Origin of the sequence: Amycolatopsis sp. NPDC051758, assembly GCF_044453095.1 — a bacterium.
In the GTDB taxonomy this organism is placed as follows: Bacteria; Actinomycetota; Actinomycetes; order Mycobacteriales; family Pseudonocardiaceae; genus Amycolatopsis.
This window is the reverse complement of sequence record NZ_JBITCJ010000001.1, coordinates 715,942-733,262: the sequence shown is the minus strand read 5'-3', so window position 1 is coordinate 733,262 and position 17,321 is coordinate 715,942. Positions and strand designations below refer to the sequence as shown.

Here is a 17,321-nt window from a genome sequence, read left to right as displayed (position 1 = left end):
GGGGGGGGGGCGGGGGGGGGGGGGGCGGCCCCCCCCCCCCCCCCCCGCCCCGGGGGCGGGCCCCCCCCCCCCGGGGGGGGGGGGGGTGGGGGCCCCCCCCCCCCCCCCCCCCCCCCACGACCGCTAGAGCGAGACGACGTTCACCGGCAGCGCCGGGTTCGCGCTGAAGTCCAGCGCCGCCGTCGGGCGCTTCGCCGCCACCACGTGCGCGCCCAGCGCCGCGATCATCGCGCCGTTGTCCGTGCACAGCCTCGGCCGTGGCACGCGCAGCTCGATCCCGGCCGCGGCACAGCGCTCGGCCGCCAGCGAAGACAGCCGCGAGTTCGCCGCCACCCCGCCGGAGATCACGATGGTGCCGATCCCCTGCTCCTTGGCCGCACGGATCGCCTTCATGGTCAGCACGTCCGCGACAGCCTCCTGGAACGACGCCGCGACGTCGTCCACCGGGATCTCCTCGCCGCGACGCACAGCGCCTTCGACCCAGCGCGCCACCGACGTCTTCAAGCCGGAGAAGGAGAAGTCGTGCTTCGCGTCGCGCGGGCCCGTCATGCCGCGAGGGAACGCGATCGCCGACGGATTGCCGTTCTTCGCCGCCTTGTCGATCGGCGGGCCGCCCGGGTACGGCAGCCCGAGCACCCGCGCGACCTTGTCGTACGCCTCCCCCGCCGCGTCGTCCACAGTGGACCCGAGTTCGATGATCGACGACGCGATGTCGTCCACACGCAGCAGCTGCGTGTGCCCGCCCGAGACCAGCAGCGCCAGGCACGGCGTCGGCAACGGCCCATGCTGCAGTGTGTCCACCGCGATGTGCCCGGCCAGGTGGTTGACGCCGTAGAGCGGGACGTCCAGCGCCGTCGCGTACGCCTTGGCCGCGGAGACGCCGACCAGCAGCGCGCCCGCCAGGCCCGGCCCGGCCGTCACGGCGATCGCGTCCACATCGGACAGCGAAAGCCCGGCCTTTTCGAACGCCCGCTCGGTGGTCGGCACCATCGCTTCGAGGTGCGCGCGGCTGGCGACCTCGGGCACCACACCGCCGAAGCGCGCGTGCTGCTCGACGCTGGAGGCGACCTCGTCGGCGAGCAGTTCGACCGTGCCGTCGTCGTGCAGGCGGACCAGGCCGACGCCGGTCTCGTCGCACGAGCTCTCGATGCCCATGATGATGCGTGCCATCAGCCCGCCACCCCGTCTCGCGCCCGCGCCGGGCGGACCATCGTGTACGCGTCGGCGCCGGAAGGCTGGTAGTAGCGCTTCCGGATGCCGAGCCGTTCGAAGCCGTGGCTCTCGTACAGCGCGAGAGCCGAATTGTTGTCCGTGCGGACCTCGAGGAAGACCGGCGCCTCGAACTCGTCGGCCCGTTCGAGCAGCGCGCGCAGCAGCTTCTTGCCGATGCCCTGGCGCTGGTGCTCAGGCGCGACGCCGATGGTGTGCACGGTCGCCTCGTACTCACCACGACGGCGGCCGACGACGGCCAGCCCCGCGTAACCGAGGAGCTCCTCACCCTCGTCCGGGCGGGCGGCGAGGTAGAAGTTGCCGACGTCCAGCTCCGAGTGGAACGCGCGGGCGCTCCACGGGTCGTCACCGGGGAAGAGGATCTTCTCGATTTCGACGCACCGGGCGATGTCCCGTCGGCGCAGCGGCTCGAGTCTCACGGCGCGGTCACCCGTTTCGGCGCGGTGGGCTCCGCGGCGTCGGGACGGCGCAGGTACAACGGCGTCAGCGGCGCGGGCGTTTCCTTCGCGAGCAACGCGCTCCGGGCGGCCTTCACCAGCCCGGCGGGCGACGGGAAACGCGGCTCGATCGGCCGGACGTCGAGCGCGGCGGCGTACAGCACCGCGCCGTCCCCGGCCGCGACCTTGATCTCCGTTTCCAGGTCGGCCGGACGCTGGACGTGCGGGCCGTCGGTGCGGTTCCCGGCGGCGTCGTAGGCGGCCCAGTAGACCTCGCGGCGGCGGGCGTCGGTGAGGACGAGGAAAGCGCTCTCGCCCGGGGCGACGTCGGCGGCCAGCGCGTCGAGGCTGCAGACCGGGTACACCGGCAGGCCGAGGGCGTGCCCGAACGCGGCGGCGGTGGCCATCCCGGCACGCAGGCCGGTGAACGGGCCGGGGCCGACGCCGACGACGATCGCGTCGAGGTCCTTGAGGCCCGCACCGGCGGCTTCGGCGGCGGCCAGCGCGTGCGGGGTGATCAGCTCGCCGTGGGCGCGGGGGTCCACCGTGACGCGCTCGCCGCGCGTCTCGACCCCGTCGCCGTCCACCGCGACGACACCCGCGGTCACCGCCGGGGTCGAGGTATCGATCGCCAGTACCAACACGGTGAGCAAGCGTACGACCAGGGGCTTCGGCCGCTTGCTGCAGGGGACGGATCAGCACGGTAACGTGCCGATTGAGTGCGACACTGGGAGGTCCCCGCGGTGCCCGACCCGTTGTTCCCCATTCTCGTGTCAGGTTCGGGCAAGGAAGCCCTCCGGTTCGGCGAGCAAGCCTTGACCTACGACGACCTCGCCGCGGTCGCCGGTGGTCTGGCCGCCGAGCTGCCGCGCGGCCGCGTCGCCGTCTGGGCGACCCCGACCCTGCACACCAGCGTCGCCGTGGTCGCGGCGCTGCTCGCCGGCGTCCCCGCCGTGCCGGTCAACCCGAAGATCGGCGAACGCGAGCTCGCGCACATCGTCACCGACAGCGAGCCGCAGCTGGTGCTCACCGAGCCCGGCGCCGAGCTGCCGGCCGGGCTGGCGGACCTTCCCCGGCGCGACATCCCGCTCACCGGCGCGAGTGCCGAAATCGCGCCGGAGCCGGACGCCGAGACACCCGCGCTGATCGTCTACACCTCGGGCACCACCGGCCCGCCGAAGGGCGTGGTGCTCCCCCGCCGTTCGATCGCGACCACGCTGGACGCCCTCGAGGACGCCTGGGGCTGGACCGCGGACGACGTCCTGGTCCACGCGCTCCCGCTGTTCCACGTGCACGGCCTGATCCTCGGCATCCTCGGCCCGCTGCGCCGCGGCGGCTCGGTGCGCCACCTCGGCCGGTTCTCGACCGACGGCGTCGCACGGGAGCTGTCGGCCGGCGCGACCATGCTGTTCGGCGTCCCGACGATGTACCACCGGATCGCCGGTGAGGTCGGCACGAACGAGGCCCTGGCCGACGCGCTGCGAAGTGCGCGCCTGCTCGTCTCCGGGTCCGCTGCGCTGCCGGTGCACGACCACCAGCGGATCACCGAGGCGACCGGCCAGCAGGTCGTCGAGCGTTACGGCATGACCGAGACGCTGATGAACACGAGCGTCCGCGCGGACGGCGAGCGCAAGCCCGGCACCGTCGGCGTGCCGCTGGGCGGTGTTGAGCTCCGGCTGATCGGCGACGCCGGCGAGCCGATCGACGACCTCGAGAGCGTCGGCGAGATCCAGGTGCGCGGGCCGAACCTGTTCACCGAGTACCTCAACCGCCCGGACGCGACCGCGGCCGCGTTCGACGGCGGCTGGTTCCGCACCGGCGACATGGCGACCCGCGACGCCGACGGCTACGTGAAGATCGTCGGCCGCAAGGCCACCGACCTGATCAAGAGCGGCGGGTACAAGATCGGCGCCGGTGAGATCGAGAACGCGCTGCTCGAACACCCCGGCGTCGCCGAGGCGGCCGTCACCGGCGAGCCGGACGACGACCTCGGCGAGCGGATCGTCGCGTGGATCGTGCCGGCCGGCTCACCACCGCCGACGGCCGAGGAGCTGGCCGACCACGTCGCCCGGCTGCTCTCGCCGCACAAGCGCCCACGGGTCGTCCGGTACCTGGACGCGTTGCCGCGCAACGACATGGGCAAGGTCATGAAGCGGGCGCTCGGTGCGTAGGCGGCCGGCGCGCGAAGTCGTCGAAGCGATTTCGAACGGCTTCGAGGAGTTCACGACCCCGCTGCGCGACGAGCCGGCCGACGGCCCGATCGAGTGGCCCGGCTACCGCGAAGCACGCTCCGACGCGGAGGAGCGCACCGGCGAGAAGGAGTCGGTAGTCTGCGGGACGGCGAAGATCGGCGACGTCGAGGCCGTGCTGGTCGTGTTCGAGTTCGGGTTCCTCGGCGGTTCGCTCGGGCAACGCACCGGCGACCGCATCGAGGCGGCGTTCGCGCACGCCCGCAACACCGGGCTGCCGGTGGTTTCGCTGATCTCGACCGGCGGCAGCCGCATGCAGCAGGGCATGCGCGCGTTGATGCAGCTGCAGCGGGTCGCACGGGCGGCGGCGCTGACGCGGGCCTCGGGCATCCCGCAGGTTTCGGTGCTGCGCGACCCGACCACCGGCGGCGGCTGGGCGACGCTCGGCGCGGGCGCCGACGTCATCCTCGCGCTGCCGGAAGCGCAGGTCGGCTTCGCCGGCTCGCGCGTGCGTCCCGAAGGGTCGCCGGAGGCGTACACGGCCGAGGCGAAGTACGAGTGGGGCCAGGTCGACGCTCTGGTGTCCCCGGACGAGCTCGGCCCGGCGTTGGAACGGTGGCTCCGGCTGCTGACCGCACGCTCCTCGGCGGCCGCTCCGCCACCTTCGGCGCTTCGACCGGCTTCACTTCCTTCGACCGGCTGGGAAGCGGTCCAGGCCGCGCGTTCACCGCGGCGCGCCCGGGCCACCGAATACCTCGACGCGTACTTCGACTGGCGGCAGGACATCAGCGGTGACCGCTATGGCGGTGTCGACCCCGGTGTCGCGTGCGGCTTCGGCTGGCGCGACGGCCGGACGATCGCGTACGCGGCCCAGTGCGGCACCCCGACGTCACCCGCGGGCTTCCGGACGGCGGCACGCCTGGTCGAACTGGCGTCCCGGCTGGCGATCCCGGTGCTGACCCTGGTGGACACCCCGGGTGCGGCGAACGACGCGGCGGCGGAACAGGCGGGCGCGGGCGGCGCGATCGCGGCGATGTTCGAAGCGGTCGCGACGGCTTCGGTCCCGGTGACCACGCTGGTGATCGGCGAGGGCGGCTCGGGCGGGGCCTTGGCGTTCGCGGCGCAGGGTTCGACGTGGGTGGCGCCGGACGCGTACTTCTCGGTGACCTCACCGGAAGCCGCGGCGGCGATCCTCAAGCGCCCGGCTTCCGAGGTGCCGGACATCGCCAACCAGCTGCACCTCCGGCCGCAGGACCTGGTGGCCCTGGGGGTGGCGCGGGCGGTGGTGAGCCCGGCTCGGTGATCGACGTCCGAACCGGACTGCGAGCACTGCCGCCGACGGGTCCATCCGTGGTTGGATCTTGCGATGGGGTATCAACTCAACAGGCGAGCGGCGTTCGGTTTGGGGACCGCTGTCGCCGCCGGAAGCCTTCTGACCGGCTCTCCCGCGTTCGCGCAGGAAGCAGACATCGAGGCCAGCCCGGCCACACCGGACCGGGCCAGGCAGAAAGTGAAGCGCGTCTACGACACCGCGGCCGCGGAAGCAGGCGGCATCTGGAACTCCTACATCAGCGTGGCCGACCAGGTGGCCGTCGACGTGGCGGCCGACGAGGTCGTCGAGGCGTACAGCGTCAACAAGGTGGCCGTCGCGGTCACCTTGATGGACAAGATCGACCGTGGCCTGCTCACGCTGGACCAGCAGGTCCAGGTGCCGGAGAGCATCGTCGTGCCCGGTGGCGACGGCATCATCATCCTGGACAAGGCGTACCCGAGCGCGTTCACGCTGGGCCACGTCCTGTCGCTGTTCCTCACTGTTTCGGACGACACGTGCGTCCGGCTGGTGGGGCTCGTGGTGCCGGCGGCCGAGATCAACCAGATCCTGGTGGCCAAGGGCTTCCCCAAGACCCAGGTCACGCCGGTGGCCAACCCGAACCGCTACTTCCTCGGCCAGACCACTCCGCACGAGACCCACGACCTGCTGAAGGCGCTGGTCGCGGGCACCTTGCTGAGCCCGGCGTCGACGGATTACCTGCTGTCCATCCTGCGGTCGCAGGTGGCGTTCACCGACGGCATCCGCCGTGAGATGTCGTCCGTCGATCGGGCGCGGATCGCCACGAAGGCGGGCTGGCTGAACGACGGCCGCAACGAGGCGGGGATCATGTTCGACGCCGCGGGCAAGCCGGTGGTGATCTACTCGATGTTCGCGCACGGCCAGGCCAACCCGGAGGACTTCGGGGCCACGCACCCGGTCCGGCAGGCCACCGCGAAGATGGGGCCGAAGTTCCTGCGCGCGGTCGACAAGATCGCGGGCGCCGGCGCCAGGACATTCCGGGCACCGGCCTACCAGCAGTACAACGGCGGCTGAGCCCAGCTACCTCGTGAGTGTTTAGGGCGGTTAGAACCGTCCTAAACACTCACGAGGTCTTGGCGAGCTCCGGAGTGCGGTCGGCCCAGGTGCCGTGCGGTTCGAGGACGACCTCGCGGACGTCGTCCTCGCGGCGGTCCAGCCGGACCACCAGGTAATCCGACGACAGCCGCTCCGCCGAACCCTCGCCCCACTCGACGACGATCGCCGAGCGTTCCAGGTCCGTGTCCAGGTCGAGGTCGTCCAGCTGGGACAGGTCGCCGCCCAGGCGGTAGGCGTCCACGTGCACCAGCGGCACCCCCGCCGGGCCCGCCGGGTGGACGCGGGCCAGCACGAACGTCGGCGAGCTGACGCGGCCGCCCACGCCGAGGCCGTCCGCGATGCCGCGGGTCAGCGTCGTCTTGCCGGCGCCGAGGGGACCCGCAAGCAGGACCAGGTCACCCGCGCGCAGGGAACGGCCCAGGGACCGCCCGAACTCCATCGTGTCTTCGGGCGTCGGGAACTCATGCGTCAACGCTGCCACCACCAGTTTCGCCGGGACGAGGTTTCGCCGTCCGCACCGGAACAGCGTTGCAGGAGATCGATCAGATGGCTGTTCACCAGCTCGGGCTGTTCGAGCAGCACCATGTGCCCGGCGCCGCGGACGCGCACCAGCTCCGCGTCGGGCAGCTCGGAGGCGATCCGCTCGGCGTGCGCGAACGGCGTGAAGCGGTCCGAATCACCGCCGATGACCAGCACTTCCGCGTGCTTCAGCCCGGCCAGCGCGGCGTAGCGGTTGTGGCTGCCGAGCGTGTCGACGAAGTTCACGAGCCCGCGCACCGGCGTCACTTCCAGCATCTCGAGCATGAAGTCGACAAGCCGCGGCGCGACGTCGCGGCTGCCGAACGCCAGCCGCCGCACGGCCTGCCGCGTCAGCTGCCCGCCGGCCGCGCGCACGAACTCCACGAGCCCGGGCTGCCAGCCCGCAAGACCACCGGCGGCCCGCGTCAGCGGGTTGTACTTCGAGAGCAGCGAACGCGGCAACCCGCGTGCGCCCACTTCGCCCGCCGCGGTCGCGATGAAGGCGACACCTTCGACACGCTCCTCGAACAGTGAAGGGAACTCCGCGGCCAGCTCCATGATCACCATGCCGCCCATCGAGTGCCCCATCAGCACGATGGGTCCCTCCGGCACCACGGACCGCAGCACGACGTCGAGGTCGCGGGCCAGCTGCTCGATCGTCGAGTTCTCCGCCGACGCCGCGCCGGAGAGGCCGTGGCCGCGGTGGTCGTAGTAGACCTGGCGCACGCGCGGCAGCCGGAGCGTCGCGAGGTCGCGTCGCTGGAAGTGGAAGCAGCGCCGCGAAAGCGCGAAGCCGTGCACCCCCACGACAGTCAGTTCGGGTTTGCCGCCGTCCTCCGGGTCGATCTCCTCGACCGAAAGCGGCGTGCCGTCGTCGGCCGCGACCGTGGAAGCACGGTCCGGCTTCAGCTCCCCCAGCGGCTCGTCCACGTACGGATCCTCACTGTGCCGCCGCTGCTGCGAGGCGACGGCGATGGCGGCGGCGGTCCCGGTGGCGAGGGCCCCGACCCCGCCGGCGATGGCCAGCAGTCGACGTGAAGGTGTCACGAGCGCGCTCCCAGATACCGGCGCCGCACCCGCGGGCGGTACATCGACGTCACGATCTCGTAGTCGATGGTGCCCAGCTTGTCGGCCCATTCCCGGGCCGTCGGCTCCCCGTTCGCCCCTTGGCCGAACAGGACGACCTCGTCACCGACGGACGGCTCGAAGTCACCGCAGTCCACCACGAGCTGGTCCATGCAGACCCGCCCGGCGACCGGCCGCCGCTGCCCGCCGAGCCAGACGTCCATCCGGCCGGAGAGCGACCGAGGCACACCATCGGCGTACCCGGCCGGCACCAGCGCGAGGTTCGTGTCACGCGACGCCGTCCAGGTGTGCCCGTAGGACACCGATTCCCCGGCTTCGATCCGCTTGACGAGCGCGACCGCCGACCGGAACGTCATGGCCGGGCGCAGGTCTTCGGCCTGCGGCACCGGGTTGAGGCCGTACATCGCGATGCCCGGCCGGACCACGTCGAAGTGCAGGTCCGGGCGGGTCAGCAGAGCCGCCGAGTTCGCCAGGTGCCGCTTCGGGTCCAGCCCGGCGGCGCGGGCGGCGTCGTAGGCGTCGGCGAAGCGTTTTGCCTGGATGTCGATCGAGGGGTGGTCCGGCTCGTCCGCACACGCGAGGTGGGACCAGATCGCGACAACTTCGACCCGCGGTTCGGCGGCCGCCGCTTCGACCAGCTCGGCCCAGCGGGCGGGCGGGCAACCGTTGCGCGACAGGCCGGTGTCGATCTTGAGGTGCACACGGGCCCGGGTACCCGCGGGGACGGCGCCGGCGATGCGAGATAGCTCACCGGTCGAGCTCGCGGCGAGGTCGACGGCCGCCTCGATGCCCGCGGCGAAGTCGACGTCGGGCACGTCCAGCCAGCTGAACAGGCGCGTGGTGATCCCGGCGGCCCGCAGGTCGAGGGCCTCGCCGAGCGAGCAGGTGCCGAGCCAGCTCGCGCCGGCCTCGACCGCGGCGCGCGCCACCGGCAGCGCGCCGTGGCCGTAGGCGTCGGCCTTCACCACGGCCATCACTTCGGAACCGGGCGCGCGGGCGCCCAGCAGCGTGAGGTTGTGGCGGATCGCGTCGAGGTCGATGTCGACCTGGGCCCTGGGGAAACTGGAGGTCATGACGCCCTCCAGTTTCCCATGACCCGAGGTCAGGACAGGCGCGCCCCGGACGTGGCGGAGAACACGTGCAGCTCGTCGGAGCGGATCCGCAGGTGGAGCGTGTCGCCCATCTTGGGCGGCGTGCGCGGGTCGACCCGGACGACGACGTTGGACTTGGTGCCCTCGGCGTCGGTCTCGGCGAGCTTGCCGTAGACGAAGGCGTCCGAGCCGAGCTCCTCGACCAGGTCGACCTTGACCGGCACCGAGCTGCTGTCGCCCTCGCTGACCACCTCGAGCGACTCCGGCCGGAAGCCGAGGGTCACCGTGTCACCGTCGGCGGCCTGGAGGACCTCGCGGGTCAGCGCCACACTGCCGCCGCCCAGCTCGGCGCCGTCGGAGGTGAGCTTCGCGGTGACGAGGTTCATCGCCGGCGAGCCGATGAAACCCGCGACGAAAGCGTTTGCGGGCCGGTCGTACAGGGCGCGCGGGGTGTCGCACTGCTGCAGCAGGCCGTCCGACAGCACGGCGACGCGGTCACCCATCGTCATGGCCTCGACCTGGTCGTGCGTGACGTACACCGTGGTGACACCGAGGCGGCGCTGGAGCGCGGCGATCTGCGTACGCGTCGAGACACGCAGCTTCGCGTCGAGGTTCGACAGCGGCTCGTCCATCAGGAAGACCTGCGGCTCCCGCACGATGGCGCGGCCCATCGCGACACGCTGGCGCTGACCACCGGAGAGCGCCTTCGGCTTGCGGTCGAGGTACTGCTCGATGTCGAGCAGCTTCGCCGCGTCGAGCACCTTCTGCTTGATCTCGGACGCGGGGCGGCCGGCGATCTTCAGCGCGAAGCCCATGTTCTGCGCGACCGTCATGTGCGGGTACAGCGCGTAGTTCTGGAACACCATCGCGATGTCGCGCGAGCGCGGCGGCAGCTGCGTGACGTCGCGGTCGCCGATCCAGACGGCGCCGTCGTCGATGTCCTCGAGGCCGGCGAGCATGCGCAGGCTGGTCGACTTGCCGCAGCCGGACGGGCCGACCAGCACCAGGAACTCGCCGTCGGCGATCTCCAGGTCCAGCGCGTCGACCGCGGGGCGCTCCGAACCGGGGTAGCGCCGGGTCGCCTTGTCGTAGGTGATGGAAGCCATCGGTCAGTCCTCTCCGAAAGTCCGCCGGACCCCGTAAGCCGCTTCGCGGGCTTCGAGGTGGCGCTGCTGGATCCGGTGGCCCTCGGCGCGCTGCGCCTCGGTCGGCTCGTCCAGCTCGAGCCGCGTCTTCTGATTTCCTTGCCAGGACGGGGGTTCCGCGCTGGAAGCCAACGCCCACGCCGCCTGCCGCGCCGCGCCGATGGCGACGTATTCGGCGACTTCGGGCAGCTGCACGGGCACGCCGAACACCAGCGGCGCGACCGCGCGGACGGCCTGCGACTGCGCGCCACCGCCGATCAGCAGCACGCGGTGGACGTCGAGACCGTGCGCGCGCACCGCGCCGAGGCCGGCGGCGAGGCCGCAGAGCATGCCTTCGACGGCGCTGCGCGCGAGGTTCTCCGGGGTCATGTTCTCCCTGGTCAGCCCGGTCAGCGAGCCGGTGGCACCGGGCAGGTTCGGGGTGCGCTCGCCGTCCAGGTAGGGCAGGAACGTCAGGCCGCCGGCGCCGGGCTCGGCCCGCAGGGCGAGCCGGTCGAACTCCGACAGCGTCGCGCCGAGCATGCTCGCCGTCGCGGTGAGGACGCGGGCGGCGTTGAGCGTGCAGGCGAGCGGCAGGAACCGGCCGGTGGCGTCGGCGAACCCGGCGACCTCGCCGGTGGCGTCGGCCGCGCCGGTCTCGGCAACACCGAACACGGTGCCGCTGGTCCCGAGCGAGACGACGACGTCTCCCGGCTGGAGTTCGAGCGCGAGCGCGGCGGCCATGTTGTCGCCGGTGCCGGCCGAGACGAGCACGCCGTCCGGGGTGTGGCCGGCGGCGTCGGCCGGGCCGAGCACGGTCGGCAGCTCCGGCGTCCGGCCGCCGAAGGCGTGCGCGAGGACGTCGAGGCGGTAGGCGTTGTCGGACGGCGAGAAGTAACCGGTGCCGGAGGCGTCCCCGCGGTCGGTGACCGGGTCGCCGCCGGTGAGCTTCCAGGTCAGCCAGTCGTGCGGCAGCATGACGCGCGCGACGCGGGCGGCCAGCTCCGGCTCGTGGTCGGCCAGCCAGCGCAGCTTCGTCACGGTGAAGCTGGCGACCGGCACCGAGCCGACGGACTTCGCCCAGACGGACGGCCCGCCGAGCTCGTCGATCAGGTCGAGCGCGGCCTGCGCCGAGCGGTTGTCGTTCCAGAGCAGCGCGGGCCGGACGACGGCGTCGTTCTCGTCGAGGGTCACCATGCCGTGCTGCTGACCGCCGATGCCGATGGCCTCGACGTCGTCCAGCAGGCCGCTCGTCGCAGTTTTGAACGCCTCCCACCAGGCGGCGGGGTCGACCTCGGTGCCGTCCGGGTGCGGCGCGCGGCCGGTCCGGACGATCTCGCCGGTGTGCGCGTCGCACACGACGACCTTGGTCGACTGCGTGGACGAATCGATGCCGGCCACCAGCTCAGCTGTCATAGGGCTGACCCTCCTCGACGTGTTCGACGATCTCGATCGCGGTGCCGGCGTTGAGCGCGGCCTCGATCTCCTCGGTCGGTGTGGTCTCCCCGGTGATGAGCAGGTCGTAGTCGCCCACGTCGCCGTGCGCGTAGGTCGCGGTCCGGCCGAACTTCGAGTGGTCGACCACCAGGACGCTGTGGTTGGCGACCTTCAGCGCGGCCTTCTTGAGCTCGGCGTAGTCGCGGTCCGGGTGGTAGAGCCGCCCGACGGCGACCGCGGTGACCGAGACGAACGAGACGTCCGCGCGGATGCTGTCGAGCAGGTTGAGCACCTCGGGCCCGGCGCAGGAGTCGTACTCCTGGGAGTAGCGGCCCCCGGCGAGGACCACGTCGACCTTCGGGCCGAGCAGCCGGGCGGCGTGCAGCGAGTTGGTGACCACGGTGAGCGCGTCGATCTCCGCGAGCCGCTTGACCAGCGGCAGGAGCGTGGTCGAGTCGTCGACGAAGACGGTCTGCCCGGGCTGGACGTGCTTCGCGGCGGCGTCACCGAGCGCGTCCTTCTCGCCGTGGTGGAGGGTGTCGCGGAAGCGGGCGGCGGTCTCGATGGTGAGGGCGGGGTAGGCCTCGACCTTGCCGCGGAGCTTGCGCAGGAGCCGGCGATCGGCGAGGTCGTCGAGATCGCGGTGCATCGTCATCAGGCTGACCTCGAAGCGGGCGGTCAGGTCGTCGATCCGCGCTTCACCCTGCTCGATGACGTGGTCAAGGATGTCCTGCCGCCGCTGCTCAACGACGGCGTCCGACGGCCGAGTCCTAGACACAGGGACTTCTTACCAGATTTATCGCCCGGAGTTAACAGAGAACTCGATAACTCTTCTCAGGTCGTTAGCGAGCGGATCGCGCGGATGGCCTCCGGGATCGCCGCGACCAGGCCCGATGCCGACGTCGGGGCGTTCTGGGCCGCGATCGCGCCCGCCAGGGAGTGCACGTGGGCCGCCGCGGCCGCCGCGAGCCAGGGGTCCAGGCCCGCCGCCAGCAGCGCGCCGATCAGGCCCGACAGCACGTCGCCCGAGCCCGGGGTGGCCAGCCAGGCGCCACGCGGGGTGTTGACCGCCGCGCGGCCGTCCGGGGCCGCCACGACCGTGACGTGGCCCTTCAGCAACACCACCGCGTCGTACTTCTTCGCCGCTTCGCGCGCGGCCGCCACCCGGTCGACACCCGGCGCACGGCCCATCAGGCGCTCGTACTCACCCGCGTGCGGGGTCAGGACCAGCGGGGTGTCCGGGTCGCGGGCGTCGAGGACGTCCGGGGACTTCGCGATGATCGTCGTCGCGTCGGCGTCCGCGCACACCGGCAAGCCCTGGCCGAGGACGTATCGCACCACGTCGCGGCCCTCCGAACCCGTGCCGATGCCGGGCCCGACCGCCCACGCCTGGACGCGCCCGGCGTCCGCGACCGTGCCGGTCGCGATGATCTCCGGCCACTGCGAGCGGACGACGTCGGCCGCGTGGCCCGCGTAGCGCACCATCCCGGCCGTCGCGTGCACCGCCGAGCCCGCCGTCAGCACGGCTGCGCCCGGGTACGTCGCCGAGCCGGCCGCGACGCCGACCACACCCTGGCTGTACTTGTCGTCCTCCGGTCCCGGCACCGGCCAGGCCGCGGCGACGTCCACGATGTCGAGCCGCCGGAGCGACGGCTCCCCCAGCTCCGGGCCCAGTCCGATGTCGACCAGCACCACTTCGCCGCACCACGACGGCGCGAGCGCGTGCACCGGCTTGAGGCCGCCGAAGGTGACCGTCCGGGTCGCGCGCACGGCCGGCCCGTCGACCGCGCCGGTGTCCGGGTCGACGCCGCTGGGCAGGTCGACCGCCACGATGGGCGCTTCGACCAGCTCGACGAGCCGGGCCGCGTCCGGTCGCAGCGAGCCGCTGGCCGAGATGCCGACGATCCCGTCGACCACGACGTCCGCCCGGGAAATCCACTGTGGACCGTCCTCGGCGGACACCGCGCGGCCACCGGCCCGGCGCAGCGCCGCGAGTCCCTTGGTGTGCGCCTTCTCGGGCTTCAGCAGAATCGCCGTGACGGCGACCCCGCGACGCCGCAGGAACGCCCCGGCCCACAACGCGTCGCCACCGTTGTCGCCCGAACCGACCAGCAGCACCACGCGGCGCCCGGAAACGCCGCCGGTGTGCTCGTCGAGCAGGTTCGCGATCTGCACCGCCAGCCCGAACGACGCCCGCCGCATCAGCTCACCGTCGGGCGTGACGGCGAACAGCCGCCCCTCCGCCTCGCGAATCCGTTCCGTGGTCCAGATTCCCTGCACGGCGAAGGCCCCCTCATACGCTGTGTTACTCCACGGTGACGGACTTCGCCAGGTTACGCGGCTTGTCGACGTCGTACCCGCGGGCGCGGGCGATCTCCGCGGCCAGCACCTGCAGCGGCACCGTGGACACCAGCGGCTGCAGCAGCGTCGGCACCGCGGGCACCTCGATCAGCTCGTCCGCGAACGGCCGGACCGTCTCGTCCCCCTCTTCGGCGATCACGATCGTGCGGGCACCCCGCGCCTGGATCTCGCTGATGTTCGACACCAGCTTCGAGTGCAGCACCGCGCGTCCCTTGGGCGACGGCATCACGACGACCACCGGCAGGCCTTCTTCGATCAGCGCGATCGGGCCGTGCTTGAGCTCGCCGGCGGCGAAGCCCTCGGCGTGCATGTACGCGAGTTCCTTGAGCTTCAGCGCGCCTTCGAGGGCGACCGGGAAGCCGACGTGCCGGCCGAGGAACAGCACCGCGCGCGAGTCGGCGATGCGCCGGCCCAGGTCACGCGTCTGCTCCACAGTGGACAGCACCTTCTGGACGGCCGCGGGCATGGCCTCCAGCTCGGCGAACTCGCGGGCGACCTCGTCCGGGTACTTCGTGCCGCGGGCCTGCGCCAGCGCCAGGCCGACCAGGTAGTTCGCCGCGATCTGGGCGAGGAACGCCTTGGTCGAGGCGACGCCGATCTCGGGCCCGGCGTGGGTGTAGAGCACCGCGTCGGACTCACGCGGGATCTGCGCGCCGTTGGTGTTGCAGACGGCCAGGACACGCGCCTTCTGCTCACGCGCGTGCCGGACGGCTTCGAGCGTGTCCGCCGTCTCGCCGGACTGCGACACCGCGACGACCAGCGTCGCGCGGTCGAGCACCGGGTCGCGGTAGCGGAACTCGGACGCCAGCTCGACCTCGACCGGGAGCCGCGTCCAGTGCTCGATGGCGTACTTGGCGACCAGGCCGGAGTGGTAGGCCGACCCGCAGGCGACGACGAAGACCTTGTCGACGTCGCGCAGGTCCTGGTCGGAGATGCGCTGCTCGTCGAGGATGATCCGGCCGTTGTCGAAGTGCCCGCGAAGCGTGTTCGCGAGCGCCTCGGGCTGCTCCTCGATCTCCTTGAGCATGAAGTACTCGTGGCCGCCCTTCTCGGCGGCCGACAGGTCCCAGTCCACGGTGAACGGCTTCGCCTGGGCGGCGTCGCCGTGGAAGTCGGTGACCTCGTAGCCCTCGCGGGTGATCACGACGAGCTGGTCCTGGCCGAGCTCGACGGCCTCGCGGGTGTGCTCGATGAACGCGGCGACGTCGGAGGCGACGAAGTGCTCACCCTCCCCGACGCCGACGACCAGCGGCGACGACCGGCGTGCGGCCACGATGGTGTCCGGGTGGTCGGCGTGCGTCACGACCAGGGTGAACGCGCCTTCGAGGCGGCGGCAGACCCCGGCGACGCTCGCCACGAAGTCACCCTTCGTGTCACCTTCGCTGTAGGCGCGCGCGATGAGGTGCGCGGCGGTCTCGCTGTCGGTGTCACTGGCCATCTCGATGCCCTCGGCCTCGAGCTCGGCGCGCAGGGCGGCGAAGTTCTCGATGATGCCGTTGTGCACCACGGCGACCCGCTGGGACGTGTCCCGGTGCGGGTGCGAGTTGCGGTCCACCGGGGCGCCGTGGGTGGCCCAGCGGGTGTGCCCCATGCCGGCGGTGCCGCCGAAGCTGTCCCGGCCGACCCGGTCGAGCTCGGCCTCCAGGTTGGCCAGCCGGCCCGCCTTGCGCTCGACGGTCAGTTCGCCGCCGTCCAGCACCGCGACACCGGCCGAGTCGTAACCGCGGTACTCCATGCGCCGGAGCCCGCCGAGGACGACGTCCAGAGCCGGGCGGTGCCCGACATATCCCACGATTCCACACACGCGCACCAGCCTAACGAGGGACATTCAGCGGGCGGACGGGGTCCGCGAACGCGCGTCGACCTGCACGAACAAGGTGCCAGATGGTCCGGACCAATGCGGTCACCCGTCCGGGTCGCCCCCGGCTCCGGCCCCTCCCGGGCCAAACGCCCCAATGTGGCGTTCGGTGCGTCCAACGCACCCAATGTGGCGTTCGGTGCGTCTGATGCACCCAACGCCACATTGGGGCGCTTGAAGCCGGCCGGGGCGAGCCGGGGCGGCGGACGAGCCGGGGGCGGGTGCGGGCAGTAGGGTTCCGGCCATGGCCAGCAAGCCCAAGCAGCTGCTCGCGGAGCTGACGCACCCGGGTCCGCACGAGGTCCTGCGGGGCGATCTCGCCCTGGTCGGACTGCCCGGCGTGGTGTTCACGCCCCGGGCCGGCCTCGGCCTGCCGGCCGTCGCCTTCGGGCACGGCTGGCTGCAGCCGCCCTACCGGTACCGGCAGCTCCTGCACCACCTCGCGAGCTGGGGCATCGTCGCCGCCGCGCCGGCCACCCAGCGCGGACCGCTGCCCTCGCACCGGCTGCTCGCCGCCGACCTGCTGACCACGCTCGACGTCGTCACGACGGTCCGGCTCGGCCCGGACGGCATCAGCGTCGACCCGGCCAAGCTCGGCCTCGCCGGGCACTCGACCGGCGGCGGCTCCGCGGTCCTGGCCGCGGCTCAGGACGCGCAGTCCGAAACGCCCCGGATCAAGGCCGTCGCGACGATCACCGCGGCCCAGACGCTCCCGCCGGCGACCGAGTCGGCGAAGGCCATCACCGTCCCCGGCCTGCACCTGGCCGCCGAGGAGGACCTGGTCGCCCCGAAGATCGGCCACGCCGAGGCGATCACCGACGCCTGGGGCGGCGAAGACGTCCAGCTGCGCACCCTGGGCAAGGCGACCCACCTGGGTGTCACCGAGGGCAAGCACTGGTCGCAGCTGATCATGCACGGCAAGCCGCACCGCGGCACCCAGCAGCTCACGCGCGCGCTGTTCACGGCGTTCTTCCTGACCCACCTGACCGGCACCGACAAGTACCGGCCCCTGCTCGAGGCGGACGTCAAGCGCGCGCCGATCGAGCGTGAGGAAGAACCCGCCCACTGACACGAGAAAGGCCCGGCCGAAGCCGGGCCTTTCCTTCGAAGATTCAGACCAGCCAGCTGGTGCTGGAGAAGTCGTCCTCGTCCTCCACCGGACGCGCGTGCCGTCCCCGCCGGGGCTCGGCCGCCGCCGGCGGTGCCGGAGGTGGTTCCGGCGCCGGCTCCGGGCGCGGCAGTGCCGCACTGGGCGCCGCGTAGCCCGCGAAGCTGTTCGTCGGCTCGGTCTCGTCCTCGACGCCGAACTCCATCAGCGACTCGCGGTTCTTGTCGGCCAGCGCCTTCTCCGTGGCCCAGCCGCCCGCGCTCTGCTTGCGCTTGTTGAGCTCGTCCATGTGCTCGGCGTACTTCTGCGCCGCGCCGAGCTCCTGCTTCAGCCCCTCACGCGCCTGCGTCTCGGCTTCCGCGACCCGGCGCTCGCGCAGCCCGCGCTGCTCGTCCTGCTCCCGCGCCGCGGCGTCCATCGTGGAAACCGCCGCGCGGTACCGGTCTTCGGCGCTGCTCATCGGCCCTCCTCAGC

General features: G+C 72.4%; 16 protein-coding genes. 4 read left to right on the top strand and 12 right to left on the bottom strand.

The genetic code is table 11. From position 1 onward, the window contains the following. Nucleotides 1–123: 123 nt before the first annotated feature. Genes tsaD through tsaB form a run of 3 tightly spaced genes read right to left on the bottom strand, consistent with a single transcriptional unit; the run spans nt 124 to nt 2,311 of the window. Nucleotides 124–1,170 carry a tRNA (adenosine(37)-N6)-threonylcarbamoyltransferase complex transferase subunit TsaD gene (gene tsaD / locus ACIA5G_RS03875; protein ID WP_395920680.1) on the bottom strand — a complete coding sequence of 349 codons (1,047 nt, stop codon included), beginning with the start codon at nt 1,168–1,170 and terminating at the stop codon, nt 124–126. Beyond that, the gene (rimI, locus tag ACIA5G_RS03870; RefSeq protein ID WP_395920679.1) at nt 1,170–1,649 is read right to left on the bottom strand and encodes a ribosomal protein S18-alanine N-acetyltransferase; all 480 of its coding nucleotides are present in this window, start codon (nt 1,647–1,649) and stop codon (nt 1,170–1,172) included. Before rimI ends, tsaD begins: the two co-directional genes overlap by 1 nt. Further along, on the bottom strand, nt 1,646–2,311 hold the full coding sequence (gene tsaB, locus ACIA5G_RS03865) for a tRNA (adenosine(37)-N6)-threonylcarbamoyltransferase complex dimerization subunit type 1 TsaB (RefSeq protein WP_395920678.1): 666 nt from the start codon (nt 2,309–2,311) through the stop codon (nt 1,646–1,648). The genes rimI and tsaB overlap by 4 nt, the downstream gene beginning before the upstream one ends. 99 nt (nt 2,312–2,410) lie before the next feature. On the opposite strand from tsaB, the gene ACIA5G_RS03860 reads away from it, so the two are divergent. The 3 genes from ACIA5G_RS03860 to ACIA5G_RS03850 all read left to right on the top strand — a co-directional run bounded on the left by ACIA5G_RS03860 (nt 2,411) and on the right by ACIA5G_RS03850 (nt 6,221). Further along, on the top strand, nt 2,411–3,838 hold the full coding sequence (locus tag ACIA5G_RS03860; protein WP_395921867.1) for an acyl-CoA synthetase: 1,428 nt from the start codon (nt 2,411–2,413) through the stop codon (nt 3,836–3,838). Next, nucleotides 3,831–5,159, top strand: coding sequence for a carboxyl transferase domain-containing protein (locus tag ACIA5G_RS03855; RefSeq protein WP_395920677.1), 1,329 nt, complete (start codon nt 3,831–3,833; stop codon nt 5,157–5,159). Before ACIA5G_RS03860 ends, ACIA5G_RS03855 begins: the two co-directional genes overlap by 8 nt. A 99-nt stretch (nt 5,160–5,258) precedes the next feature. Continuing rightward, complete coding sequence (locus ACIA5G_RS03850) at nt 5,259–6,221, top strand: serine hydrolase (RefSeq protein WP_395920676.1); 963 nt, start codon at nt 5,259–5,261, stop codon at nt 6,219–6,221. A 49-nt stretch (nt 6,222–6,270) separates the two neighbouring features. Here ACIA5G_RS03850 and tsaE read toward each other — a convergent pair whose 3' ends face one another. Genes tsaE through glmS form a run of 8 tightly spaced genes read right to left on the bottom strand, consistent with a single transcriptional unit; the run spans nt 6,271 to nt 15,685 of the window. Then, on the bottom strand, nt 6,271–6,735 hold the full coding sequence (gene tsaE, locus ACIA5G_RS03845) for a tRNA (adenosine(37)-N6)-threonylcarbamoyltransferase complex ATPase subunit type 1 TsaE (protein ID WP_395920675.1): 465 nt from the start codon (nt 6,733–6,735) through the stop codon (nt 6,271–6,273). Beyond that, on the bottom strand, nt 6,732–7,829 hold the full coding sequence (locus ACIA5G_RS03840) for an alpha/beta fold hydrolase (RefSeq protein WP_395920674.1): 1,098 nt from the start codon (nt 7,827–7,829) through the stop codon (nt 6,732–6,734). Before ACIA5G_RS03840 ends, tsaE begins: the two co-directional genes overlap by 4 nt. Next, nucleotides 7,826–8,941, bottom strand: coding sequence for an alanine racemase (gene alr / locus ACIA5G_RS03835; protein ID WP_395920673.1), 1,116 nt, complete (start codon nt 8,939–8,941; stop codon nt 7,826–7,828). The genes ACIA5G_RS03840 and alr overlap by 4 nt, the downstream gene beginning before the upstream one ends. Before the next feature lie 29 nt (nt 8,942–8,970). Further along, on the bottom strand, nt 8,971–10,065 hold the full coding sequence (locus tag ACIA5G_RS03830; protein WP_395920672.1) for an ABC transporter ATP-binding protein: 1,095 nt from the start codon (nt 10,063–10,065) through the stop codon (nt 8,971–8,973). Between the two features lie 3 nt (nt 10,066–10,068). Further along, complete coding sequence (xylB, locus tag ACIA5G_RS03825) at nt 10,069–11,499, bottom strand: xylulokinase (RefSeq protein WP_395920671.1); 1,431 nt, start codon at nt 11,497–11,499, stop codon at nt 10,069–10,071. Continuing rightward, nucleotides 11,489–12,298 (bottom strand): DeoR/GlpR family DNA-binding transcription regulator, encoded by an 810-nt coding sequence (locus tag ACIA5G_RS03820; protein ID WP_395920670.1) that lies wholly within the window; start codon nt 12,296–12,298, stop codon nt 11,489–11,491. Before ACIA5G_RS03820 ends, xylB begins: the two co-directional genes overlap by 11 nt. A 56-nt stretch (nt 12,299–12,354) precedes the next feature. Continuing rightward, nucleotides 12,355–13,800 carry an NAD(P)H-hydrate dehydratase gene (locus ACIA5G_RS03815; RefSeq protein ID WP_395920669.1) on the bottom strand — a complete coding sequence of 482 codons (1,446 nt, stop codon included), beginning with the start codon at nt 13,798–13,800 and terminating at the stop codon, nt 12,355–12,357. A gap of 25 nt (nt 13,801–13,825) precedes the next feature. After that, entirely contained in the window at nt 13,826–15,685 is a 1,860-nt protein-coding gene (glmS, locus tag ACIA5G_RS03810) for a glutamine--fructose-6-phosphate transaminase (isomerizing) (RefSeq protein WP_395920668.1), read from the bottom strand. Between the two features lie 298 nt (nt 15,686–15,983). Between glmS and ACIA5G_RS03805 the strand changes: the two genes are divergently transcribed. Further along, nucleotides 15,984–16,808, top strand: a complete 825-nt coding sequence (locus ACIA5G_RS03805; protein WP_395920667.1) for a dienelactone hydrolase family protein — start codon at nt 15,984–15,986, stop codon at nt 16,806–16,808. Nucleotides 16,809–16,851: 43 nt separating this feature from the next. On the opposite strand, the gene ACIA5G_RS03800 is transcribed toward ACIA5G_RS03805, so the two are convergent. Then, nucleotides 16,852–17,307 (bottom strand): hypothetical protein, encoded by a 456-nt coding sequence (locus ACIA5G_RS03800; protein WP_395920666.1) that lies wholly within the window; start codon nt 17,305–17,307, stop codon nt 16,852–16,854. Nucleotides 17,308–17,321: the final 14 nt, after the last annotated feature.